Source organism: Marinobacter metalliresistant (assembly GCF_038098645.1).
Classification (GTDB): Bacteria; Pseudomonadota; Gammaproteobacteria; order Pseudomonadales; family Oleiphilaceae; genus Marinobacter; species Marinobacter metalliresistant.
Map to the genome: position 1 here is coordinate 206,380 of NZ_CP101118.1, position 23,472 is coordinate 229,851.

Annotated in this window: 22 protein-coding genes; 9 read left to right on the forward strand and 13 right to left on the reverse strand. The window is 56.7% G+C overall.

Annotated elements, in window-relative coordinates; all coding sequences use genetic code 11:
- Positions 1 to 3: 3 nt before the first annotated feature.
- Together NLK58_RS00995 and NLK58_RS01000 are read right to left on the reverse strand one after the other, a co-directional pair.
- The gene (locus NLK58_RS00995; RefSeq protein WP_341581812.1) at positions 4 to 726 is read right to left on the reverse strand and encodes a hypothetical protein; all 723 of its coding nucleotides are present in this window, start codon (positions 724 to 726) and stop codon (positions 4 to 6) included.
- Complete coding sequence (locus tag NLK58_RS01000; protein ID WP_341581814.1) at positions 723 to 1,214, reverse strand: RNA polymerase sigma factor; 492 nt, start codon at positions 1,212 to 1,214, stop codon at positions 723 to 725. Before NLK58_RS01000 ends, NLK58_RS00995 begins: the two co-directional genes overlap by 4 nt.
- A 126-nt stretch (positions 1,215 to 1,340) precedes the next feature.
- On the opposite strand from NLK58_RS01000, the gene NLK58_RS01005 reads away from it, so the two are divergent.
- Positions 1,341 to 2,675 (forward strand): S8 family serine peptidase, encoded by a 1,335-nt coding sequence (locus NLK58_RS01005; RefSeq protein WP_341581816.1) that lies wholly within the window; start codon positions 1,341 to 1,343, stop codon positions 2,673 to 2,675.
- Between the two features lie 10 nt (positions 2,676 to 2,685).
- Here NLK58_RS01005 and NLK58_RS01010 read toward each other — a convergent pair whose 3' ends face one another.
- The 6 genes from NLK58_RS01010 to NLK58_RS01035 form a co-directional block, all read right to left on the reverse strand.
- Positions 2,686 to 3,657, reverse strand: a complete 972-nt coding sequence (locus NLK58_RS01010; RefSeq protein WP_341581818.1) for a surface lipoprotein assembly modifier — start codon at positions 3,655 to 3,657, stop codon at positions 2,686 to 2,688.
- 75 nt (positions 3,658 to 3,732) lie between these two features.
- The gene (locus NLK58_RS01015) at positions 3,733 to 4,206 is read right to left on the reverse strand and encodes a hypothetical protein (RefSeq protein WP_117616872.1); all 474 of its coding nucleotides are present in this window, start codon (positions 4,204 to 4,206) and stop codon (positions 3,733 to 3,735) included.
- Between the two features lie 87 nt (positions 4,207 to 4,293).
- A complete protein-coding gene (locus NLK58_RS01020; protein ID WP_341581821.1) occupies positions 4,294 to 6,483 on the reverse strand; it encodes an OsmC domain/YcaO domain-containing protein in 2,190 nt (729 codons plus the stop codon).
- Positions 6,484 to 6,625: 142 nt separating this feature from the next.
- Positions 6,626 to 7,645: a sodium:calcium antiporter gene (locus NLK58_RS01025; RefSeq protein ID WP_117616874.1), complete on the reverse strand. Its 1,020-nt coding sequence runs from the start codon at positions 7,643 to 7,645 to the stop codon at positions 6,626 to 6,628.
- 54 nt (positions 7,646 to 7,699) lie between these two features.
- Complete coding sequence (locus NLK58_RS01030; protein ID WP_117616875.1) at positions 7,700 to 8,986, reverse strand: sodium:proton antiporter; 1,287 nt, start codon at positions 8,984 to 8,986, stop codon at positions 7,700 to 7,702.
- Positions 8,987 to 9,024: 38 nt separating this feature from the next.
- On the reverse strand, positions 9,025 to 9,318 hold the full coding sequence (locus NLK58_RS01035) for a hypothetical protein (RefSeq protein ID WP_227539383.1): 294 nt from the start codon (positions 9,316 to 9,318) through the stop codon (positions 9,025 to 9,027).
- Positions 9,319 to 9,510: 192 nt separating this feature from the next.
- Between NLK58_RS01035 and NLK58_RS01040 the strand changes: the two genes are divergently transcribed.
- From NLK58_RS01040 to NLK58_RS01065, 6 genes are all read left to right on the forward strand, one after another.
- On the forward strand, positions 9,511 to 10,041 hold the full coding sequence (locus tag NLK58_RS01040; protein WP_227539384.1) for a GNAT family N-acetyltransferase: 531 nt from the start codon (positions 9,511 to 9,513) through the stop codon (positions 10,039 to 10,041).
- A 28-nt stretch (positions 10,042 to 10,069) separates the two neighbouring features.
- A complete protein-coding gene (locus NLK58_RS01045; RefSeq protein ID WP_341581825.1) occupies positions 10,070 to 10,879 on the forward strand; it encodes a histone deacetylase in 810 nt (269 codons plus the stop codon).
- A 109-nt stretch (positions 10,880 to 10,988) separates the two neighbouring features.
- Positions 10,989 to 12,260 (forward strand): IS4 family transposase, encoded by a 1,272-nt coding sequence (locus tag NLK58_RS01050; RefSeq protein WP_339779678.1) that lies wholly within the window; start codon positions 10,989 to 10,991, stop codon positions 12,258 to 12,260.
- A 249-nt stretch (positions 12,261 to 12,509) separates the two neighbouring features.
- Entirely contained in the window at positions 12,510 to 12,845 is a 336-nt protein-coding gene (locus NLK58_RS01055) for a hypothetical protein (RefSeq protein ID WP_341581827.1), read from the forward strand.
- A 570-nt stretch (positions 12,846 to 13,415) separates the two neighbouring features.
- The gene (locus NLK58_RS01060) at positions 13,416 to 15,407 is read left to right on the forward strand and encodes a hypothetical protein (RefSeq protein ID WP_341582754.1); all 1,992 of its coding nucleotides are present in this window, start codon (positions 13,416 to 13,418) and stop codon (positions 15,405 to 15,407) included.
- A 223-nt stretch (positions 15,408 to 15,630) separates the two neighbouring features.
- Complete coding sequence (locus NLK58_RS01065) at positions 15,631 to 16,140, forward strand: PRC-barrel domain-containing protein (RefSeq protein ID WP_341581829.1); 510 nt, start codon at positions 15,631 to 15,633, stop codon at positions 16,138 to 16,140.
- A 229-nt stretch (positions 16,141 to 16,369) separates the two neighbouring features.
- Here the strand turns inward: NLK58_RS01065 and NLK58_RS01070 are convergent, their stop codons facing one another.
- The gene (locus tag NLK58_RS01070; RefSeq protein ID WP_264756457.1) at positions 16,370 to 16,504 is read right to left on the reverse strand and encodes a hypothetical protein; all 135 of its coding nucleotides are present in this window, start codon (positions 16,502 to 16,504) and stop codon (positions 16,370 to 16,372) included.
- 482 nt (positions 16,505 to 16,986) lie between these two features.
- On the opposite strand from NLK58_RS01070, the gene NLK58_RS01075 reads away from it, so the two are divergent.
- A complete protein-coding gene (locus NLK58_RS01075; protein WP_341581831.1) occupies positions 16,987 to 17,688 on the forward strand; it encodes a matrixin family metalloprotease in 702 nt (233 codons plus the stop codon).
- Positions 17,689 to 18,158: 470 nt separating this feature from the next.
- A complete protein-coding gene (locus tag NLK58_RS01080; RefSeq protein ID WP_341581833.1) occupies positions 18,159 to 19,784 on the forward strand; it encodes a phosphoethanolamine--lipid A transferase in 1,626 nt (541 codons plus the stop codon).
- Between the two features lie 14 nt (positions 19,785 to 19,798).
- On the opposite strand, the gene NLK58_RS01085 is transcribed toward NLK58_RS01080, so the two are convergent.
- From NLK58_RS01085 to NLK58_RS01100, 4 genes are all read right to left on the reverse strand, one after another.
- Complete coding sequence (locus NLK58_RS01085; RefSeq protein WP_117616880.1) at positions 19,799 to 20,875, reverse strand: hypothetical protein; 1,077 nt, start codon at positions 20,873 to 20,875, stop codon at positions 19,799 to 19,801.
- A gap of 43 nt (positions 20,876 to 20,918) precedes the next feature.
- Positions 20,919 to 21,743 carry a haloacid dehalogenase-like hydrolase gene (locus NLK58_RS01090; protein WP_117616881.1) on the reverse strand — a complete coding sequence of 275 codons (825 nt, stop codon included), beginning with the start codon at positions 21,741 to 21,743 and terminating at the stop codon, positions 20,919 to 20,921.
- Between the two features lie 129 nt (positions 21,744 to 21,872).
- A complete protein-coding gene (locus NLK58_RS01095; RefSeq protein ID WP_341581838.1) occupies positions 21,873 to 22,529 on the reverse strand; it encodes a class I SAM-dependent methyltransferase in 657 nt (218 codons plus the stop codon).
- A gap of 128 nt (positions 22,530 to 22,657) precedes the next feature.
- Positions 22,658 to 23,320 carry a class I SAM-dependent methyltransferase gene (locus NLK58_RS01100; RefSeq protein WP_117616883.1) on the reverse strand — a complete coding sequence of 221 codons (663 nt, stop codon included), beginning with the start codon at positions 23,318 to 23,320 and terminating at the stop codon, positions 22,658 to 22,660.
- Between the last annotated feature and the right edge of the window lie 152 nt (positions 23,321 to 23,472).

Genomic DNA, 23,472 nt, shown 5'->3' on the forward strand with positions numbered 1-23,472 from the left:
TGATCACCGTTTCCATTGCTGCCCAAGCAATGCGCTTTCGGCCTCAGGCCCAAGCGGTGGCCCGGACATCATCTGGTCGAGCTGGTCGTCAAGAAGGCTCCCACCGCTGGCGGTTTGGTAGCCGTCCGCAGTAACTGGCTGGCCGGTTTCTACCTGAACTCTCTGTTCCCAGGTGCCTGATTGCGTGCGGCAGGCAATCTGCTCCGAGGCAGTGTTTCCGGCGTCGAGCCCGAACTGTCGGCACCATTCTCCGGTTTGGTTCCTGAAGGTTAAGCGGGGCGTCAGCATGGCATCGTCACTGGCGGAATACGCCTGGCCACTGGGCTGGCTCTCCAGTATTTCAGCGACCGCTGGCCACGCAGGATTGCCGTCAGATGGCAGTGTCAGCCACTGAGCCAACGCAAATCCTGCAACCACGGCGGCGGCAATTGCTTTGCCGGAGTGCTCGCGCAGTCTCCGCCACCACGGAAATGCGATGACATGATCATTCGCCCCTGACGCGGCCCTCCGGTCTTCTTCTGCCAGCATCCTGCTCACGGCTGCTGGCAGGGGGCGGTCGTCAATTGAGCTGTAGTGTCCCTGAAGTTCCGAATCCACGGCTGCCAGCTCTGCCAACCGGTCAGCCAGCGAAGGGTCAACGGCGAGTTGTTCCCTGACCGCGGCCATTTCCGCTGAACTGAGTTCACTGTCAAGGAAAGCTGACAGGGTTTCGTCTGTTATCTTCATGAATCGGTCCTCAAGGTTGTAGGTGACAGGGCGTGGCTCAGTGCGGCCCTGGCGCGGGCCAGCCGGCTCATGACAGTGCCTTTGGGCACCTCGAGTATTTCCGCCACCATCTTGTAGGGCATACCCTGGATAGCAACAAGCGAAATGATCTGGCGCTGGTCTTCGGGTAACCGCGACATGGCGGACTCCACCCGGTTCCACTCGATTTCTTTGGTTGTCTGGTGTTCGCCATTGGTCACCAGGCCATCGCTCAGTTCCGGCTGCTCGGCGGCCTCACGGCGAACCTTTCGGGCCCGGCACTCGTCGATCCAGACATTGCGGCATATCCGGAAGGCCCACTTGGTGAGATCAACATCACCCGGCATGGCGCGCGTCAGAAGTCGTTCAACGGTATTCTGGAGCAGGTCGTCGGCATCTGCCATTGAGCCGGTCAGCGAGTAGGCAAACCTTCGAAGACCTGGTAGCAGTTCGGTGATTTCCTGTTGCATAGTGCTCTTTTGAGTCGGAGTTACCGGATAGACGATCTGGCAAACGGTTTATTCCATGCTGGATGGAATTTTTTTCAGGTCGGGCCGTTAGAGTAAATGAAACGTTCCGGAATTTGGATTGTAAAAATGAAGCCAGTTTTCAAACCGACGGTTTTGTCTGTTGTGGTTTTCTTCTGCGCGCCGATACCGGGGGTGGCGCTGACCGGAGGCGGGGTATTGGACAACCCGGCCGGCAGCATCAGCCGGCAGGTGGAGAGAAATGCAGAGCGCCTGGTTGAGCGGGCAGCAAACCGGCGAATCGATAACCGTTTAAAGAAACAGACTGACTCCCTCAAGGGCAGCCTCAAGACGTTGCCCGAGGTCCTGCCTGTCTACACGGCAACGGGGCACAAAGCGTTCAATGATGTCGCGCTCAAGGATGGATTCAGGGCGGTAGAGCGGCAATGGCTGGTGACAGGCACAGCGGAGGAGATTGAAGGCCTGGATCGTCCCGGGATTACGGTTCTGGAACGGACGACGTTATCCGGGCTCGGCATGATGGTCGCGAGATTCAGGGTTCGTGCCGACATGGACTCACTCGAGACCCTGCGAACCCTTCTGCCAGGACTGGCAGACCGCCTGGACCGTAATCACGTCTACAGCCCACAGATTAGCCAGTCCCAGTACCCGGGAGAGGCTGAGGCCAGCCCGGGTGAAAGCCTGTGTGAGGGCCCCGTCAGGATAGGAATGATTGACACCTCGGTGGCAACCGAACATCCCGCTTTTCAGGATGCCCGGATCATTGAGCAACGTTTTTTGTCGACTGAGGGTGGGAGGGGAGACCTCGCCCCTGTGACGGAGCATGGTACAGCGGTCGCGGGCCAACTGGTTGGTCGCAGGGGCGAATCGGGGAAGGCCCGATTGCCAGCGGCAACCCTGTTTAACGCCTCGGTTTTTTACAGCCGAACGAAAGACCTCTCCGGTGCCACGCTGGGGCATCTGTTAGAGGGCTTGGACTGGTTGGCAACTCAGAAACTGCCCGTGATCAATATCAGCCTTACCGGCCCGGATAACCTGCTGTTGGCAGGAGCCGTCAGAAAGCTGCGGGAACAGGGCACGTTGCTGGTTGCTGCGGTAGGCAATGAGGGGCCTGCCGCGCCACCACTTTATCCGGCTGCCTATCCCGAGGTCGTGGGTGTTACCGCAGCGTCCCGAACGGGCGATTTGTACCGGTGGGCAAACCGGGGAGAACAGGTGATGTTTGCGGCACATGGTGTCGCGGTTGACGTTCCCCATCCAGACGGTGGCGTGATAACGGATAGCGGAACCTCGCTGGCGGCTCCCGTGGTTACGGCTGCCCTGGCCTGTAGCGTTAGTGGTGGTGATTCAGAGGCGGCTCTGGCGGCGCTGATTGACCAGGCCCAGGATCTGGGTGAGCCTGGTCGTGACAGTCTGTTTGGCTTCGGTTTCCTGCCGTATTGAACAGCCGTGGTCAGAAACCCGCCCTGAACGTCAGGCCGGCAATGGTCTGCGTGTAATCGGTCGAATCCTCGTCCGACCGGTAGATACCGTGCGATACCGAGGGCTCTAGGCTGAAGGTCTCATTCAGGCCAATTCGCCAGCTGGCTTCAAATACATGGACCCGCTCCGCCCGACGGCTGGTTGACGCATCCACGAAATCGCCAGTGAACGGGTTGTCCAGAAAGGGATTGGAGGCAGAGACCGCAGGCTGGTCATACTCCCGGGTTTCATACCTCCAGCCAAGGCGAAACCGGTTCTCCTCGCCGCCCAGCGAGAACCGGTTGAGCAAAACCGCCCTGACACGCCAGAGATCGTTGTCGAAAGCGTCCGCCTGGGCATCTTCCTGATCGTAGTCCAGGCCGATCAGGAAATGACTCCGGGCGTTGTTGAAAAAGAAAAACGAATCCAGGCTCGCCCCTCGGATGTCTGCGTCGCGGGCGTTGCTCTGCTCATACTCTTTTTGCTTTTCCTGCAGGCTGGCCAACAGGTACACGTCGTCACCGATGAGACTGCCAAGGTAGGCGCTGGCCCTGCGGAAATCGAGGAAGGGTTCTGAGCCGAGGGTAGATTGCGAGTAGTGATAACTGGTTCCAATGGTCACCGGGTCGAAATCGTAACTGAGGTCTGCAGAGAGCAGGTGAATGTCCTGGTCGAACTGGTCAAGATTCTGATAGCGACTGCCGGACAGGGAATAACCGAGGGTAAGATTCAGTCGCTCCACTGGCTTCAGCACGCCTTCGAGGCCCGCATCAAAAACCCAGGCTTGGTCACTTTTGTTCGAGGCGGCATTCAGGTCATCGACCGAGACATTGCTGTCTTGCTCGAAACCGGTTGAGAGGTGGCCGTTCAGAGCCGCCTGATCGACGGCCCCGGCAGAAGATGCAAGGGGTACCATGAGGCTGAAAACCGAGACGACATAGGGGGCGGGTCGCGTGAGCTGCATGGCTGCGTGTTCCTCCTGAGCTGGAAAAAAGGAGCCGGGCCAGAAAGGCCCGGCTGTCCGGATTTTGCGGACTTCTTAAAGCAGCCCACCGCTGGCGGAACCTTTCATAGTGCTCCGCACGGAATTCCGGACCTCGCTTTTAACGCTGTCGGAGACAGACGTGCCGATCTGCTGATTGGTTTCAGCGCGGATCCCGGCGTTTCGGGCTTTGTTGATCCGGTCTTTCGCCTGATCGGCTCTTTCATTGGCCTCGCCTCTGGCGGCGGTTGCCGTTGCCGAAGCTGTGCTCCGTACCTGCTGACCGGCCTCAACACCGGCGCTGATGGCCTGGCTGGCACTCTGGCGTGCTTCGTCCCGGGCGGCTTTGCCATCCGCATTGCCCTGGGCACTGGCTGATGCGCCACCCTGGGCGGAAACGCCGTTCTGTGTGCTGGCTTCGGCACTCATGTTGGCGTCCGCTTTTGCGTTGGCGCTGGCAGCGCCTTCAGCTGCAAAGGCGCCGGTGGACAGAAGTGAGCAGATTGCGAGTGTCAGTAGGTGTTTTTTCATGGTTACGTCCTCCTGTTTTCCCGTTTCGGGTTGCTTTCATCAGGAGGACGTACCAGGTAAGGATTTATTCCAGAAAAAATCCGGAAATTATCGCAGACCGGCTTTTACAGCACGGGCGGTATGCAGTTTCCTGTAGCTTTCGATTAACCGCTGGTGCTTCTCAAGCCCCTCCAGCTTCATGTTGGTGGGCTCCAGGCCATGGAAACGTACGGTGCCATCCACCGAGCCCACAACGGCCTCCATGGTTTTCTCACCGAACATGCGTGTGAAGTTGGTGAGGTAGTCGCCCAGCCCCATGTCGTCGTCGAGGGTGACTTCCAGTACCGCATACATCGCGCGGTAGAACAGGCCACGCTCGACGGTGTTGTCGTTGAACTGCAGGAACATGTCGACAAACTCGAGCGCTTCCTCATGCCATTGCAGGGCAAGGCAGATCAGGATTTTCAGCTCCAGGATGGTGAGCTGGCCCCACACGGTGTTCTCATCGAACTCCACGCCGATCAGGGTGATGATCGTCATGTAGTTGTCGAGCTGGCTGGCTTCCAGGCGCTCCACCAGATCGGCCAGCTGCTCATTATTCAGACGGTGCAGGTTGAGGATGTCCTCCCGGTAGTCCAGGGCCATGTTGGTGTTATCCATGATCAGGTCCTCGACCGGATACACCTCGGAATACCCCGGTACCAGAATCCGGCAGACCGGTGCGCCCAGTTCCTCATAAATTGCGACATACACTTCCTTGCCCAACTCCCGGAGGATTCCGAACAGACACGCAGCTTCCTCCACATTGGTGCCAGAGAAGTCCCACTCGACGAAGTCGTAATCGGCTTTCGCGCTGAAGAAACGCCAGGAAACCACCCCGGTGGAATCAATGAAGTGCTCCACGAAGTTGTTCGGTTCGGTGACCGCGAGGCTGTTGAACGTCGGCGCTGGCACATCGTTCAGACCTTCGAAACTGCGACCCTGCAGCAGTTCGGTCAGGCTCCGCTCAAGGGCCACTTCAAAGCTCGGGTGGGCACCGAAGGAGGCAAACACGCCACCGGTTCCCGGGTTCATCAGGGTGACGCACATCACCGGGAACTGGCCGCCCAGGGAGGCATCTTTCACCAGTGTCGGGAAGCCCTGGGCTTCAAGGGCTTCAATGCCTTCGAGGATGTCCGGGTATTTCTCCAGTACTTCCCGGGGCACATCCGGCAGGGCAATTTCCTCTTCGATAATCTGCTTCTTCACCGCCCGCTCAAAAATTTCCGAGAGGCACTGCACCTCTGCCTCGTTCAGGGTGTTACCGGCACTCATGCCGTTGCTGAGAAACAGGTTCTCGATCAGGTTGGAGGGGAAATACACCACTTCGCCATCGGACTGGCGCACGAAGGGCAGGGATACGATTCCGCGCTCGGCTTTGCCGGAATTGGTGTCGATCAGGTTGGAGCCGCACAGCTCGCCATCCGGGTTGTAGATGGCCAGGCAGTGATCATCCAGAATGCCCTCCGGCAACTCGTCATCCGGTCCCGGCTTGAACCATTTTTCGTTCGGGTAGTGGACGAACTCGCTGCTGGCAATCGCTTCCCCGAAAAACTGGTCATTGTAGAAGAAGTTGCAGCTGAGCCGCTCGATAAACTCTCCCAGTGCTGAGCACAGGGCACTCTCCTTGGTGGCGCCCTTGCCGTTGGTGAAGCACATGGGCGAGGCCGCATCGCGGATATGCAGGGACCACACATGCGGCACAATGTTGCGCCAGGAGGCAATCTCGATCTTCATGCCCAGATCTTTAAGGATGCCGGTCATGTTGGCGATGGTCTGCTCCAGGGGCAGGTCCTTACCTTCGATAAAGGTCTGGCTGCCGCCTTCCGGTTGCGTCATCAGTAGCGCCTGGGCGTCTGCATCCAGGTTTTCGACGGTTTCAATCTCAAAGGTCGGGCCGGTCTGTACCACCTTTTTCACGGTGCAGCGGTCGATGGAGCGCAGAATGCCCTGGCGGTCTTTCTCGGAGATGTCTTCCGGCAGCTCCACGGAAATCTTGAAGATCTGGTTGTAGCGGTTCTCCGGGTCGACGATGTTGTTCTGGGACAGCCGGATGTTCTCTGTGGGAATGTCCCGCGCCAGGCAGTAAACCCGAACAAAATAGGCCGCACACAGCGCCGAGGAAGCCAGGAAGTAATCAAACGGGCTGGGCGCCGAGCCGTCGCCCTTGTAGCGGATGGGCTGGTCGGTCACGACCGTGAAATCGTCAAACCTGGCTTCAAGTCTTAGGTTCTCGAGAAAGTTGACGTTGATTTCCATTACAAAGATACCTGGATCGGAGAATTTGGCGCGCCATGGGTTTTAATGGCGGCCATTATCCAGTTTTTGCAGGCGTTCGTCTTGGTCGGTCTTCTACGGATGATTCAATGCCTGCTCACGCGTCCTCGTTGATCAACCGGTACTATCCGCTCACTATCACTATGACTAACGCCACGGTATAAACCGTCAGTATTAGTGCACTTTCAAAGCCGATCCGGCCAATGCCATATAGTTGGCGCCGCACCATTCCCATCAGCAGCGTAGCCGTCATCAGAATGGTTACAAGGCCCCAGGTCATCTGGATTGGCGTGATGTCGTGATAGATGGAACCGCCCGGGTAGCCCACATCGGCGGAAGCGATCACCAGCATATTAAAGCAGTTGGTGCCGAAGATGTTGCTCACCGCGAGGGTGAGAGCGCCCCTGCGAATGGCTGCAATGGTAGTGACCAGTTCGGGCGAAGATGTGGCGAGCGCTGTAAACAGACCGCCGATCAGGGTATCGGACAGGCCCGTTTCGTCACTGATGACCTTGGCACCTTCCATCAGTACCCAGCCGGCAACGCCTGTTACTGCAGCCAGCACGATGAAACTGATCCAGGCCTGGGCCAGGCCGCCACGCAGATAATGCTCGGGCGTGTCGGGCACGGTTTGATGGGTAAGACGAGGAAACCACATGGGTTTACTGTCAGTGCTGCGAACCAGGTGCAGCCCGAACAGATAGGCCGCGGCAATCACCGGTGTGATCGGATGCACTCCCCACAGGGAAACCGGCGGGCTGGCGATTGCCAGCAGCGGCAGCGTCAGCAGTACGATCAGCAAGGCGGCCAGCATCAGGTTGGTGGGAGAGGCGGCCGCGTGTTCCAGGTTGGCCTTGCGGTAAATGATATCCGCAATGCCCAGAAAAACGAGGTTCGCCGCCATGCTGCCCATAATATTGCTCATGGCAAGGTCGGGCCTGGAATCCATCGCTGCGCTGAGCGTGGCGGCGAAATCAGGCAGTGAGGTTACCCCTGCCAGCAGAAAGATCCCGAACAGCGCCTCACCCAGGCCTGTTCGATCAGCCAGTTCATCCGCCACCCGCGCCAGCCGGCTGCCGGCGGTAACAATGACGATGGAAGCAATGACAAAAGCGATAATGCCGGTAGTCAGGGAGGGAAACACACAGGGCCTCGTAAGGTTGCTTGCACCACCCGGAAGCCTGACACACAGCTCTTCTTACGGCCACCATTTCAGGATCATCGGCCTGGCAGTCATGCCATGGATGATGATCGAGAGCACGATAACAACCAGCGTAATGTGGATGAACTCTACGGAGAGCTCTTCCGGCAGGCCAAAGACGATTGCGAACATCAGGTAATAGATCGAGCCGATGCCGCGCACGCCGAACCAGCCGACCAGCATCTGCAGCCTGAACGGGGTTCCGGAACCCAGCAGGCCGAGGAAAACGCTGACAGGGCGAACGATTACAAAGAGGAACAGCGCCAAGCCGACGGCTCTGAAGCTCCAGGAGTTAACAAACAGCATCCCGCCCAGTAACAGAACGAGCACCAGTTCTGAGAGCCGCTCCAGGGGTTCCTTGAAAAGCAGGGAACCTTGGGACACCTGGGGGTTCAGTTGCGGCTTCGGTCTCGCCGTGTCATCAGGATATTCGGATACCGCGTCAGCGTTATGGTCAGAGGCGTTTTCACCGGCGAGTCTGAGTTCCGATTGCCGGAGAGAAATAGCCGCCACAAAAACCGCCAGAAACCCCCAGGCATCAAGCACCAGGCAGATGCCATAAACCACTCCGATCAAGCCCAGACCAAGAAAGTCATCCAGCAACGGGCCCTCGCTTTCCAGAAAGCGTTGTTTATGTGCAATTTGCGCCAACAATCGCCCCATCACCAGCCCAACAACCAGGGCAGAGAGCGTCGACCACAATACGTCCTTCAACACCCAGGTGCCCAGCAGTTCAAAACTTGCCGGGGCGCTAATCAGGGCCAGCCCGAGCATGACAAACGGGAAGGCACTGCCATCATTCATGCCGGCTTCACTGGTCAGGGTGAATCGCAACGGGTCCTTATCACCCGCATGCCGAACCTGAACCTCCGTCGCCAACACGGGGTCGGTGGGCGCCAGAATGCCACCGAGAAGAATGGCCGCCCCCAGAGGCAGGGCCAGGACGTAGTAACCAAAAACGGCAGTCAGGGCGACACTGATGGTCATGGAAACAAATGCGAGCCGCACGGGAACATGCCATTCCCGCCAATGGAATGAGACTGGCATCTTCATGCCAGCAATGAACAACGACACCAGCACCGCGACTTCGGCCAGTACTTGCAGAAAATGCGCTTGTTTCAGCGGGTTGAAATGAAAGGCACCAAACACTGTCGGTCCCAGGGCAACGCCAACAGCCAGGTAGACCAGCGTCGGTGTCAGGTGGTAACGCTTCAGAAGGGATGACCGCAGACCGATCATGATCAACAGGCTTCCGATCAATACAAACCAGAGGGCGACGGTCAAGCTAGTTCCCCAATGAAGATGTTGTAGTACTGTTTTTTTCAATGATGCCTGGTTCCGGCCTGCCAGTCGATCCGGTTGAGAGATTTACGCCGGTTCAGCCGCGACAATCCAGCAACCAGGCCACTCAGCACAGCAATGGTGGGCCGTACGATTAGCCGCATTACCCAACTGCCGATGTACAGCACCGGCAGTAGTATCACCAGCCAGCCGAGAAACTGCACCAGCCATACCGAATAGCCCAGAACTTCCGGTACCTCGGCGAGAAAGTCACTAATGATGCCGGGGTGGGTGACCACAAGGTAGCCCACCCACCACCACCGGCCATTTGGCATATCGGCGCTGTTACCCGCTGGATGATCCGGATTCTATGCCAAGTGCAGTTCCAGGGACCGGACTTTTGTCCCGGGTATGGAGAGCGACTAGACTACTGATAGTGTCTCGGATTGGTACCTGTCTGGAAAAGGCGAAGCCGGCCCCGATTGTTCCTCGGTTTGCTCTGCGCGATGGGGTTACAGGAGTTATTTATGGGCAGAAAGAAAACTGATAACGGGTTCGTCATAAGGGAGGCCCGGGAAGAGGACCTCCCGTTAATGGTAGGCTTCCTCGTCAAACTGGCGCTGCATGTCTCAGGGGAAGAACCGCAGGATCTCAGGGAGAGCGAGCGCAAACGGCTTCTCAAGGCTTTGAGCTCCTCTTTGAAGGCTCAGGATAAACACCTGGTTGTGGCAGATAGTACCGAGGCAGGACTGGTAGGAATGGGCTACGTTTATGTCTGGAGTAGCCAGGGCATCTGGGCGCAGACTGAGCCAGTGGAGTTCAAGTCGGGAATGATTGATGATGTCTGGGTCGAGCCCGAATTCCGGAATCGCGGTATTTTTAAAGCTCTGCTTCGGGATTTGGTGGCGTTTGCGGAGAGCCACAACGTTCCCGAGCTGATTCTCGAATATTCCGCCTCTAACGAAGAGGCCAGGGCCGCGTGGACCAAATTGGGTTTCAGGCCCACGGGCATTCGCGCCGCGGCTTTCACCTCAACGGTGAAACAAGCCCTGGCGTAGTGGCAATGACAAAGAAAGGGAAGGTCTCATGATCGGCGATCGCAGTGTACATGTGTTTTATGATGAGGTAATGCTGGGACACAACCCTGAGGTGGATCTGCCGTTCATGCCCAGCCGGGTGGAAAAGCGCGTCAGGTCCATTCTCAAGGGGCTGGATTTCAAATGGAGTTATCCGGAACATCCGGGCCGGCTGACTGCAATCAAGGCGTACCTCGATGAGCATCCCATAAAGGGTGTCCAGGTCAGGACCGGAGCCGCCTCTGCAATGTACAACCAACTGGCGCGAGTACACACCGCCTCCTACCTGGATCACATGTTTTCACTGGCGGGCAAGCGTGCCTGGCTCGACAAGGATACAACAGCCGTTTCACCGGAAAGCATTAACGCGGCCACCGCAGCGGCCGGAAATGCCATTGCTGCCGTAGAAAGTGTCTTGAAGGGTGAATGCAATAGCGCGTTCGCCCTGGTGCGCCCCCCCGGGCATCACGCTGAGCCGGTGCGGGCTCGGGGTTTCTGTCTGCTCAACAACGTTGCCGTAGCGGCGGCCCATGCCCAGGCCAAACTGGGCTGTGAACGTATCCTGATCATTGACTGGGACGCCCACCACGGTAACGGTACCCAGGATATCTTCTGGGCAGAGCCGGATGTGCTGTTCTTTGACACCCATTGCGAGGCGCCCTTTTATCCGGGTTCGGGCCACATCGAGGAGGTCGGTGACGGTCTCGGGGAGGGTTACACCATCAATGTTCCGCTGCCGGAAACTGCGGGTGACGTTGCCTTTGAGAAAGTCTTTCGCGACATTCTGGTGCCTGCTGCCGATTCAACGTCATTGAATTAGTGACGTTTATCCAGAGATATCATATAATTACGGTTCACAAACACACGAGGAAAACGCCTCATGAAACTTCCGCCAAAACTAACGGTTGACACGCCCAGCGAGATCCTGACTGAAAATTGTACATAAAATAACCAGTCTACTGGATGACCCCGCCTTTATCGCCGAACACCGCCAACGTCCCCAGGATTTCACCCGCCGCTGCCACCTGAACTTCAAACACCTGGCCCTGTTCCTGCTCAATCAGCCCCAGTCTGCCTTGCAAACCGAATTGAACGGCTTTTTCCAGCAGGTCACCGGCGCGGCCCTGGAATCCTGTCAGGTGACCGCCTCGGCCTTCTGCAAGGCCCGCCACAAGCTGGATCCGACCGTGTTCGAGGCCCTGAACCAGGTGGTTCAGGCACAACTGGATGCGCAGGGTCTGCGATACCGCTGGCGCGGCCTGCGCCTGCTGGGCATCGACGGCTCCAGTGTCCATCTCCCCCTGGAAGACAGACAGGCCAGCCATTTCGGCACCCACCAGGGCCTGCCGGTGGCCCGCTTGTCCCAGTTGATCGACCTGGGCGACGGCCAGACCCTGCACAGCCTGCTCGTCTCCCCGACGATCTGTGAGCGCGGCTGTGCCCAAAGCCATCTCGATCACGCCCCCTCAGGCAGCCTGATCCTGTTTGATCGCGGCTATCCCGCCCACTGGCTGTTCGCCGATCTGGCGCAACGCCGGATTCCGTTCGTGATGCGCCTGCGCCTGAACTTCAATCGCGCCGTGCGGGACTTTGTCCAGTCCGGCGACCGGGAAACCCAACACACCTTCACCTGCACCAACTGGCTCTCGCGCCAGGTGTGCCAGCAGTCCGGGACGGATCTAGACGGCCCGGTGACCCTGCGCCTGGTGCGGGTGGACCTGCCGGGGGGCACCACGGAAGTGCTCGCCACCTCCCTGCTGGATGCGCAGGCGTTTCCTGCGGCAGACTTTGCCGACCTGTATCACCGCCGCTGGGGCATCGAAACCGACTACCGGCGCCTCAAGCAAACCCTGAACCTGGAGAACTTCAGTGGCCGTTCCCCCCAGGCCGTCCAGCAGGACCTGCACGCCCGCATCCTGCTCAAGAACCTGGCACTGCTGATGCAAACCCTGCAGCAACCCGAGATCGACCGGCGTCACGCCCAGCGCAAACACCGTTGGCAGCCCAACTTCACCCAGGGGCTGTCCTGCCTCAAGAACAGCCTCGTCCGGCTACTGCTCAACCCCACCCGCGCGCTGCTCTCAGGCCTGCTGGAACTGATGGCCAGCGCCCTGGGCGCCATCCGCCCCGGCCGCTCCAGCTCGCGAAAACGCCGGCGGTGCGCCACCAAAGGCTGCGAGGGGTATAAGCCCACCCGCTAAGTTGCGTTAACAACCCGGACCCCACCACTCACCCAACCAACAGGCTGCTTCCGGAGCGGTCGGCTTCCGCTCGCCCTGAAAACGCGCATCCCCACCTGTACAGGTCACGACCCGCCTGAAATCCGGTCCATCCCCCAACAAATCGCTTCAGCTGGCGCTCATTGCCGCGATATCGTTACGATGATGCCACCAAACCCCGCCCATGGCTTCGGCTGGAACTGGATTTTGGACTCTGCGGGGCTTAAGTTGATGACGTTGGCTGCCGATTACTTTAAACCGGATCTTGTGCTGGTCTCGGCCGGGTTCGACCCACACCGTAACGATATGGCGCTGAACCTGACCTACGACGGCTTCCGGGTGATCACCCGAATCGTTCAGGAGATCGCCGAAAAGCACTGTGAAGGACGACTGGCACTGGTTCTGGAAGGCGGTTACAGCCTGACGTCGCTTTCTAAAGGGGTGCATGCGGTGCTTGAGACGCTGGCAGGCGGCGACGTGCCGAAAGTCTGGGAAATGGGCGTCAGGGAAGCAGAAAATGCGGCAGAATTCCACCGCTCTGCTTTCAGCGATGAGGAAGAAGAATAACCTGCAGGCTGTCCTTTATATGTGCGAATCAGCCATGTTTTCGTTTATACGGCTGAAGGGCCGTGCAAACGGGGTCCCAACTGAGACGGGACACCAGCAGCCTGTCGGACTTAAGGCTGATCTACTGTGCCGGTGGGAAAGCGGCTCAAATTTCCCGGATTTTTCGTTGCATAGAACCACTATGCGCCTCAAAATCCAAAAAATTTGCGCTCGCTTTCTCACCTTGCTCGTGACGATCACTTAAGTCCGACAGGCTGCGAAAGGGCGGCCAACGTCATCGAGAAATCCACGCTGGCCATGACCGCCGGAATCAACCAGAAACCGGAACGAACGCGATTCCATAATTTGAAGGCTCAGTAATAATTTCATCACAATTTTAACCTGCATATCCGGAGTGGATCGCAGTAAAAACCGGGCTGTGGCAAGCCCCCGACATCGCAGACACCTGACAGCTTCTTAAAATACTGTCCGTAGTTAGTTTCTGGATGGGCACTAAATAGAAACGAAAGCCCTGGAATCATTTGCTTCCGACACGCCTTAAGAGCATCTTTGGGTGATCCCAAACGGCTTATGGCAGGCAAGGAAATTATTGTGGCTAATCCCGGTTCCGATCCCGACACCAACGCCATTGTAGAGGCGTTTGACGAGGCCCTGGAGCAGCTTGCGCTTACGCACCAGAGCGACCCCGAGGCGCCTAATACAGAGGTGCTGGAAGCGGCACTTCATGTTATAGAAGCGCCCGACGGACTAGACGCGTTGTACGCTCGGGTACCGGCGATGGAAGCCAAGGGCGTATTTACCAACAGTGACTGGGACCAGCCTGTCATTCTGCGGCCTGCGCTGGCCGTGCGAACGTTACGGCATGGGGCTCCGGCCTATACATCCATCGAAGCCCTGAGTGAGCTTCGCCTGCTTGCCGTGGCCATGGGTGATTATCGCCACCCCGGAATTTCAGCGGAACAGGCCAGAAACTTTCTGACCCAAGTGACCGCGCTGAACCTGGACCTGCTATCAGGTCAGATGAGCGAAGCGGATAGAGAGCGGCCACAAGGGCTTGGACACATCGTCAATTTGCTCTACCAGTACCTGCTCAACAGGCTTGGCTATGAGAGTATTCTCGACAGCCTGGTGGATGAAGTACGCCGTCTGCTGGCCCAGCGCCCAATACAAACAGACAGCATCAAGCAGATGGTCAGCCAGATTGCCAAATGCCTGTTTGATCCGGCAATCGAGACATCGGGCATGGACAAAGCCGCTCGTCTTGTCAGCGCTTTGTTCGGTCCAACGATAGGCTGCCGCGATGATCCGGGCTTTGCGATCTACGGCGAACGTCTGGCCGCCATGGACGAACACGCGTTAGCTGAAGAGGCGCAAGGCTTTGCCAGCGCGATGCATGATACGGGCATGGTTTCCTCTTATCATCCTATGCTGTTACGACACTTTCGGGGACACCGGGATGACCTGATACCTCTGGCATTGGGCCTGAGTATCACCGGCAACGATGTCCTCCAAAGCTATCGTCAGATCGTGCTCAAACTGATTGACGAAGTTGTTCATCCGGAAACCAGTCAGGCTGTCTATGGCCTGGCTATGTTTCTTGAACGCGGCTCTCTGTTCACACCTCCAGTAGCTGCAGGCCTGTGGCGGCAACTCGAACTGAAATTGTGCCAAGCGGCGTCCGACAGACTGAGCGCAGTTTTCGGTGATGCGCACCCTCCAAGGGTGTATTTGCTGGCTGGTATACTGAGCCTTCTGGGGCAGCCGTTGGGTGTTGGCCAGGGTAATAACCCGACCTGCCAATCGGTCATCGGCCTTTCCATGTGGTCGTTCAACGACGCCGATTTTCTGCTGCAGTTGGTGGCCTGGGCCGCCCGTGATGACGATGTCGTTATGCGCTTTGAGGGCCAAACGATCACCTCGCAACACCTGGAAGCAGGCCTTGCGAAAGAACCTCCAACCGATGTCGATCCGGTTTCACTGATTCTGACACCTCATCTTGACCGGATTTATGCCGAAATGGGGCGACTATGCGGGGTACGCGATGACGACCTGCATCGCTGGATCAATCCGGAAATTTATGGCTGGTGGGTAGGGCATGGCTTTCTAAGCGTCATTAGTCGGGAGACAGGGAAGATCCATGAGTACGACGAGTTCATCCGCCACTTCTATGCCTGCTATCACCCGTATTTCAACGGCAATATTCCCGTTATTCATCCGCAACCCGCCGGCATCGCGGTAACCGATAGTGGAGGGCGACTCGTTGGACGCCATGCCATAACAATCATCCGGGTTAACCTTGATAGCCACGGCGAGATGCGCACCTACTTTTTCAATCCCAATAACGACAGCGGCCAGGATTGGGGCCAGGGCATTAGCTGCTCAACCGAAAAGAATGGTGAGCGCCATGGCGAAGCGTCGCTGCCATTCGCAGAGTTTGCTTCGCGTTTGTGTGTATTTCATTACGACCCGAGAGAACTGGGGGACAGGTCGGTGGTTCCGGAAACAGACGTTGCGCGCGCCACAGAGCTCGGCCGCACCAGTTGGGCTGCAAGTTATGAGTAAGACGCCGGACACATAGCTCTTTACCCCATGCCAGCAGGTTTACCTTCAAAAACTCCTGAGGCATGGGGCAGGCTCCTGGAGATCAGAGCGGATGACTGGCCCGGTTATTCAGAGTACACCTTGGATAACATTTTCGATACTGACTCCTTCTGAGGGAGCGGCCCCGTACCGCCTATCCAGGACATTTTGTCTGACTTGCATACCCAATTCGATGGAGAATCCTATGAAAAGATTACATACATTCGCATTTTATGTGTTGGTTACACCGACCATAGCGTTAGGTTCAGGCGTAGTACTTGCTGCCCAGCCAACGACTGGCTCGGAGGTTTCCCAGGGACAGCAGGGTTACAAGCAGGATCAGGACGCGACCAAGTCAACGACCGCGAATCTTCAAGCTGACAAGAAAATGAACGACCAGGCCGGCATGCAGAGCCGGAGTTATATGGACGCTGCCCCGGCTAATGGTATGCACGCGAGCAAGCTGATTGGTGCTGAGGTTAAAACCACCGGTGAGGAAAACGTGGGGTCGGTTAGTGACCTGATTATTGACAAGAACGGTCAAGTCGTTGCTATCGTAGTTGGCGTCGGCGGATTTCTGGGCATGGGTGAGAAAAACGTGGCGATTAGCTGGGATAAAGTGATGAAATCCGGCACTGCTGATAAGCAGGAACTGCGGATTGACGAGAGCCGTGACGCTCTGCTCTCTGCACCGGAGTATAAAAAGCAGAAGTGAAACCTGGCCCCTCATTTAGGGGGCGGATGAGTAAACAGCAGGGGCGAAAGCCTCTGCTGTCTGCTTCATCCTCAATATAGGAGTTGGATATCCGGAAACCGGACAGTGGTAAAGCAGATTGTTGGCTTCATAAGAAAAAACGGCCGTCGCTGGGGGCGAGGCCGTTGAGAAAAGGCTCTTGGAGGGTCCATAGCCATTCTGCTATTAGGGGCCTTTAAAGGCACCCAACTCAACCAATGCCAACAAAGGAAAGAATCACCAAAACGATAACCACGGCACCGACGATATAGATGATATTGTTCACGCGCACCTCCTTGGCTTCCAAATCCCGAATCCTGGTTGCGCCCTCGTCCTTGCGGCGCATGATGTAACGTCCTGTTTAGGCTGTTCCTTCGCCTCATCCAGGCACAGAATAGGTTATTAGTGTTATCTGGTCTGTTCGCTATCACACAGAGTAAAAAAAGAGAAAATAGGGCCGGCTTGCTGCGTGCGCAGATCGAACGCCGCGCGCATTCATTGACCGGATTGTTTGCCTTTACCCGGCTGGGATGGTCGTTTTCCGAACAACATTTCCTTACCAATCTACGATCGACACGTCTTGGGGTTGTCAGTAACCTTACCTGGCGACTCGAGTCTTGATATCGCGGGAATGCCCCATCTGGTTTGGGCATAAGCGAAGGCTTTGTCGGTGCGGTGGTGCACCTACTCGTTGTCCGGTACCTGAGTCCCCACGCACCTTCAAAAAAGCGCTCTGACTGGGTCGATTCCGGTGTTTTCAGTTATCTCTGTTCGGAGACTGCAGTGCGAACAGTCACGGCTGCACGCCTTTTCAAGCAAACGTTGATAATGGCCGTTCTCCTGCCACTGGCGCTTCCATCGTCTGCCGATAACGGAGAAGGCGGTTATCGGCTACTTGAACTGGACGGCTACAAGGTCAAGTGGGGCGAGCAGACATTAGGGGTAGGGGCAAGCATCAGCTACGCCTTTGCCGACGAGACGCTGCGGTTCGATGATGCGCGCAACTGTCGTGATCTGGCGCCGATGAAGGCGCTTTCCGGGCAGGATATCCCCTTCGAGAGGCTGGTGCGGGAGACGGAAGAGGCGTTTCGGGTTTGGGAACGCGCTGCTGATCTCTCATTCCACCGGGTTGCCGATATCCGGGATGCGGATATCATTCTCGGTGCACAAGGTCAGCCGCGCATGCAGGCTTTCGCCAATGTGTCCTACGGGCCCGATGAGAAAGAGGGCGTGCGCGCCATCGGCCAGTCCCTCGTGTGCCTGAACCCCGACCACAAGTGGAAGGTCGGGTTTGACGGCGACAACGATGTCTACGATATCCGCTATACGCTGATTCATGAAATCGGTCACGCCATTGGCCTGGATCACCCAGGACCATCCGGGCAAGTGATGGGGTTTCGATATACCGAAGCGTTCGCCGAGCTGCAGCCCGGCGATCTGCGCGGCGTCCAGCGGCTCTATGGGCGTGGCGCCAATGATGGCCAACTGGCCAACGGCCCCGACCCCCATCTCTTTAAGCCAGCGCTTTAACACAAGTTGTAACCCAGACCTACCTATAAGCCCAGGCTCCATTGTCCTGAAACGCATCGGAAGCATCACTGGTGTCGCTGAACCGGTTCTTACGTTTGCTCAATCCCAGCAGCCTGTCGGACTTAAGGCTGATCTACTGTGCCGGTGGGAAAGCGGCTCAAATTTTCCGGATTTTTCGTTACATAGAACCACTATGCGCCTCAAATTCCAAAAAATTTGCGCTCGCTTTCCCACCTTGCTCGTGACGATCACTTAAGTCCGACAGGCTGCTGGAAAACCCCATCGGGGATGTTTGGGGGTTTCCGAGCGGGCCGGCGGGTAGCATCAAATCCTGGCCATTCCTCCGAGACCGCAGTTAAGTTTCAATTAAGGTTTGTCTGCCAAACTGTCGGCGTCTGGTAAGGGCCTGCGGGTTTTCCGCAGTCCCGCCCCGATGGTCGCGGACAACCTGTTTTTTTATCTGAGGTAGCATGAAACGTTTCTGGCAGAATCTGACTGTCATGAATAAATCGACACTGATTGTTCTGGTGTCCATATTCCTGATGGCGTTCGATAACCGTGCGTTCTTTTCGAACATAACTGAGGTCTATCCGCTTAACCTGGATAATGCCGCGTTTCTGGTCTCCCTGGCGGTAGTCTTCGGTGCTGCCCTGATCGTGATTCTTTCTCTGGTGTGTTATCGCTATTCCACCAAGCCGGTATTGATCACGATCCTGATGCTCTCCTCCTTTGCCGCCTATTTCATGGACAGCTATAACACGGTGATCGATACCGACATGCTGCGTAACGTGGCGCAGACTAATGTGTCTGAAGCGTCGGATCTGATGTCAGGCACCCTGGCGGTGTACGTGATTTTGCTGGGTATTCTGCCGTCATTGTTTGTGTACCGCGTCCAACTCACTACCGGAACGGTTCGGCGGGATATTCTGTCAACCGTCAAACTGGCGTCAATCTCTCTGGGTGTTGGCGTGCTGACCGTCGTGATCTTCAGTAATTTCTATGCCTCTTTTATCCGGGAACATAAGATACTGAGGTATTATGCCAATCCGTCTTTTTACCTTGTCTCGACCTTCAAGTTTGCCGGTAGCGCCATTGAAAGCAGCAGCCTGCCGTTTAAAATGATTGCCCAGGATGCTAAGGCCGCACCGGCGGAGCGCTCGCGTGAGCTGATTATTATGGTGGTTGGCGAGACCGCAAGAGCGGATCGGTTTTCACTGAATGGCTATGAGCGTGAGACCAACCCGGAACTGGCGAAGGACAATGTTATCAGCTTTTCGGACTTCTGGTCCTGCGGAACGTCGACGGCTGTGTCTGTACCCTGCATGTTTTCCGTGTATGGCCAGTCGGACTACGATCAGAAAAAAGCCGAATCTACCGAAAACGTACTGGATATTCTGGCTCGCACCGGCGTTAACGTACTGTGGCTCGACAATAATTCCGACTCCAAGGGCGTGGCCGATCGGATAACGTACCATGATTTCAAAACATCGGAGAACAATCCGGAGTGTAATGATGAAGAGTGCCGGGACACCGGAATGCTGACGGACCTGCAGGAGTACATTGATGCCCATCCGAAAGGGGATATCCTGATCGTGCTGCACCAGATGGGCAATCACGGGCCAGCTTATTACAAGCGTTACCCAAAGGCGTTCGAAAAGTATACGCCGGTCTGCCAAACCAACCAGCTAGAGGACTGCAGCAAGGAATCCATCAACAATGCCTACGACAACGCGATTCTGTATACCGATTTTTTTCTGTCAAAAGTGATTGATGTGCTCAGGCGTAATACGGCCGAGTTTGAAACCGGGCTGTTCTACCTGAGTGACCACGGTGAATCATTGGGTGAATTTGACATGTACCTGCACGGCCTGCCGCTGTTTATTGCGCCCGAGGCCCAGCGTCATGTTCCGGTGGTCATGTGGTTCTCCGACAACTTTTCCGGCGTGAACGAGAAAGCCCTGCAAGCCAGCAAGGACCGGACCATGAATCAGGATTGGGTATTCCACACGCTGCTGGGGCTGTTTGATGTGCGTACCGATGTTTACAAGCCGAACCTCGATATCCTCAATATCTCCGGGCCTGTAAAACAGGGTTAGTAGCAGGGAGTGGTTTATTTACCTCCGCCAACATGCAGCAGCGCAATCGTGGGCCGAACCAGAAGCCGCATAACCCAACTGCCGACGTAAAGCGCCGGCAGCAGTATCACCAACCAACCCAGAAACTGCACCAGCTTAACGGGATAGCCCAGCACGTCAGCCACCTCGGCGAAAAAGTCATTAATGATACTGGGGTGGGAGACCACAAGGTACCCAACGGCTATTGCCGCTGGCCATTTCGCGTATCGGGCGCTGTTCAGCAACATCCGGCCGCTGTTGGCCACTCGGGTGGCGAGGGCTGCTGAGCGGGTGCTTCTGGCGGCACCTTTAGTGGAAACCGCCACAGTGCGTCCCACGCGCAGTACCTTCAATGCGCTGGCGAACACGAGCACATCCACCGACGCCCAGCCAATGTCCGCTGCGGACACGTCTTCACCCGTGCGGTGCCGGATCTCAAGGTTGCGGATTCCGCTGGCGAAAAACTGGTTTATGTTCTCCAGTACCCGTTCAGTCCTTACCCAGGTGATCTCTCCCTGCGCACTGACAACAAACTGGCCCAGGAAATCGTGGCCTTCCTCCTGGATGAAGCGGACGGCGTACCAGCCACGCTCCGCCGGACTCAGGTTGTCGGTTTCAGCGGTGCCTTGTTCTTCAGCAGACTGTGATTTGTCGCTTCCCGTGAAGTAGCCCTTGGCCTTCTGGTACTTGTTGGCCAGGGTGTTCATCAGCTCGATCGAGCCGATGGGCCTGCCCAGGAAATAGTGGATGGGAGGGAGGATGTTTTCGCCATAGCGCCGAAGGATTTCACGGAATTCATCCTCTGGGCCATACAGGGGAAAGATCTCCCGGGTCATTTCCGGGTACCGGAGGTACGCGGCGCGGGCCTTGAGCAGGAGCAATTCGTCGTCCGCCATGTCCAGCAAAGCCGCCTGCACTTCCAGCGGTTCGTTTTCGATCCGGGGGAACTCGCGGAGGGTATCCTCCGCCTGAATTCTGATCAGCCTTTCCTCGATGGGCATGGGGCTGGAGCTGACGGCCGAGATGAGCGCGATCAGCAATGCCACACCGAGAATCAGCAAGAGTTTCTTCACAATGCTACCACCTGAGGGTCGGGCGCCGGTGTTGATATGAGATTCAGCCGTGCTTTCGTTTGTACAGCCGAAGGATACCCCTCACAGTAACGTCCAACTGACTGCCTGTGGAGTAATCACCCGGCACCACATAGTTTGCTCTCTCTTCAGAGATGAGCTTCCCGATCTTTTCCTGTGTGCTCCGCTCGCCCCATTTCTCACCGTCGAACACCGCGAGACTGCATCCGCCTTGCGTCTTCACCATTTTCATGGCCGGAATATCCGTGTCGCCGTCACCAAAATAAATAACGTGATCAAAGGGGAAGGGGCGTTCCCCGGGTTCGATGTATTCATTGATGGTGACGTTATCCCAGCTGTTCTCAATGCCCTTGTTGATGCGGAACAGGTACTGGGTCTTGGTGGTATAGTCGATGGCAACGGCGGGCCACTTCGCGTGCCCGGTGTTTTCATCGTAGTGGTAGCGGCAGCCGAAGATTTTCTTGAAATGCTTCGCCACCGGCGTTCCGCGAATCATCTCCTCCAGCCCGCTTGAGACGATGTAATGGCTCAGGGCAATGCCCTGGTCGCTGGCAAAGCGATTGATGGCATCAAACCAGTCCACCACACCGGGGAACAGGGGAATGGACTGGCCGTGCATCCGGAGTCTTTCAGGGGTCAACTCATCGTGCTTGCCCACATCGCGGGCGCGCTTGGCCAGCTCGCCGAGGTAGGTGAGGATCTCATCGCCATCCCGCTCGCGGTTCTTTCGGTTCACTTCGGGCCAGAAATCGGACTGTTCGCTCAAACCCAAAGCCGGCATCAGACCATGCTCGGCGCAGTTTCCGCGGGCGAGGGTGCCGTCGAAGTCATAGACGAGAGCGCATTGCATAGCGTTTTGCCTTCTTTGCAGTGGACATTACCAATGTTGTTTTGCCGCGGGTTCCCTGGCGGGACAACAGTCCCGTGAATCGGATTCGTAACCCAAGGCGCCAGTGTATCGGGAACCCGACCCCGGTATTCAACCGACTTGTCTGGGTGCGTCTTTCGTAGCTTTGACCGTCATCATTCCCCACAGCCAGTTGATTTTGTAGCGATCAATAGTCTTGACCGTGTACCCGGCTTCCTTCATTAGCTGAACACACTCCCGCTCGTGATAGGTCTTGACGTAGGTGCGACTGAACAGACGCAGGTACAGATTGCAAACCCGGCAAGCCCAGTAGTCGTCGCACCAGTCCGTGATGATCAGCTGACCGCCTGGACGCAACACCCGCTTCATTTCGAGCAACGCGGCGACGGGCTTACGAATATAGTGAAACATGTTGCATGAAACGATGACATCGAACTGTTGCTCCGCGAATGGCAGGTGCTCAGCCCACCCCTCACGGAGCTCGATGGATGGCGAAAGCCTGCGGCGTGCGATTGCCAGCATCTCCGGTACGGGATCAACGCCGGACAGCTGCGCGGCCGGATGTGTTGTCGACAAATGGTGAAGCAAAGCGCCAGTGCCACAGCCAACATCGAGCAACCGGTCTGTCGGCAGCAAGCTTAGCCGTTTCATGGTCTCCCGTGTCGTGGCCTCGATGTAGAATGACCACCTCGTGTCGTATTCCACCGCGAGCCGGGCGTACTCCTTCACGATGGGCGCTTGCTCTTCGTGCTGTCTGTTTGCGCCCATGGCGTACCTCGTGTTGCAGCCTGACGCCCAAAAAAAGCCAGAAAACCTATCTGTTAACAGTGACTTGCTGGCCAGGGGTTGTGTGCTCAACATCAACGCCGACGCAGCGAGTCAGGTTGAGCGTCGTGTTAACAGGGTTTGACCGCACTATAGAGCGCCATTGTTCCGTAGATGGTGCTGAAGGTTTGTCGCTGCGTTACGTCAACAAACCCGGCTTGCTCGAAGAGTGTGACGAGTTTTCCCGACACGTTATCCTGGGTGTTTTTAAAACCATCGAGAAGCTGAACGAACAGAAACAACCCTCGCATCAAAATGTTGCTGGCACGTCCCCAATCGGCGACGTGCAGCTCTGCTCCCGGTTTGAGAACCCGGAACAGCTCCTGCACTGTGCGTTGTTTGTTTTCCCATGACAGGTGGTGAAAAAATAAGCTTGAAACAACCCGATCAAAATGTGCCGCCGGATATGGCAGGCTGTAGGACAGTGCGCGTTCGAACTGCACCGAGACCTTTGCTTTTTGTGCCTTGCGGGTCGCAAGAGACAAGATGGCCGGATCGCCGTCAACTCCGGTAACGTGGACTTGTGGCTGGTATTGTTTTATCCAGATTGCCAGGGTGCCTGTTCCAGACGCCAGATCAAGTACTTGCTGCCCCGGCTCGAAGCCAGCTTGTTTGATGAGGGCGTGTTTGAAACTACGCTCCCGTGTTGTGGTTCCAACGACAGCGTCGTAGTAGGGAGTAAGCCAGTGGTAGCCCAGTGCTGGCACGTATTTTGGTTCCGTCGGGTTCTGCATCACTGCTCCTTATTTTTTCCCAGCTGGCGCCTGCATCATGCGCGCCCCTGGAAGGGAGACGAAGGCGCAATGTAAAGGGCGTCGCCGTGCCTGCACTTGATACTAATCCGAAACAACGTACGCGAATGTCACTCTATTAATATAGATCAGAT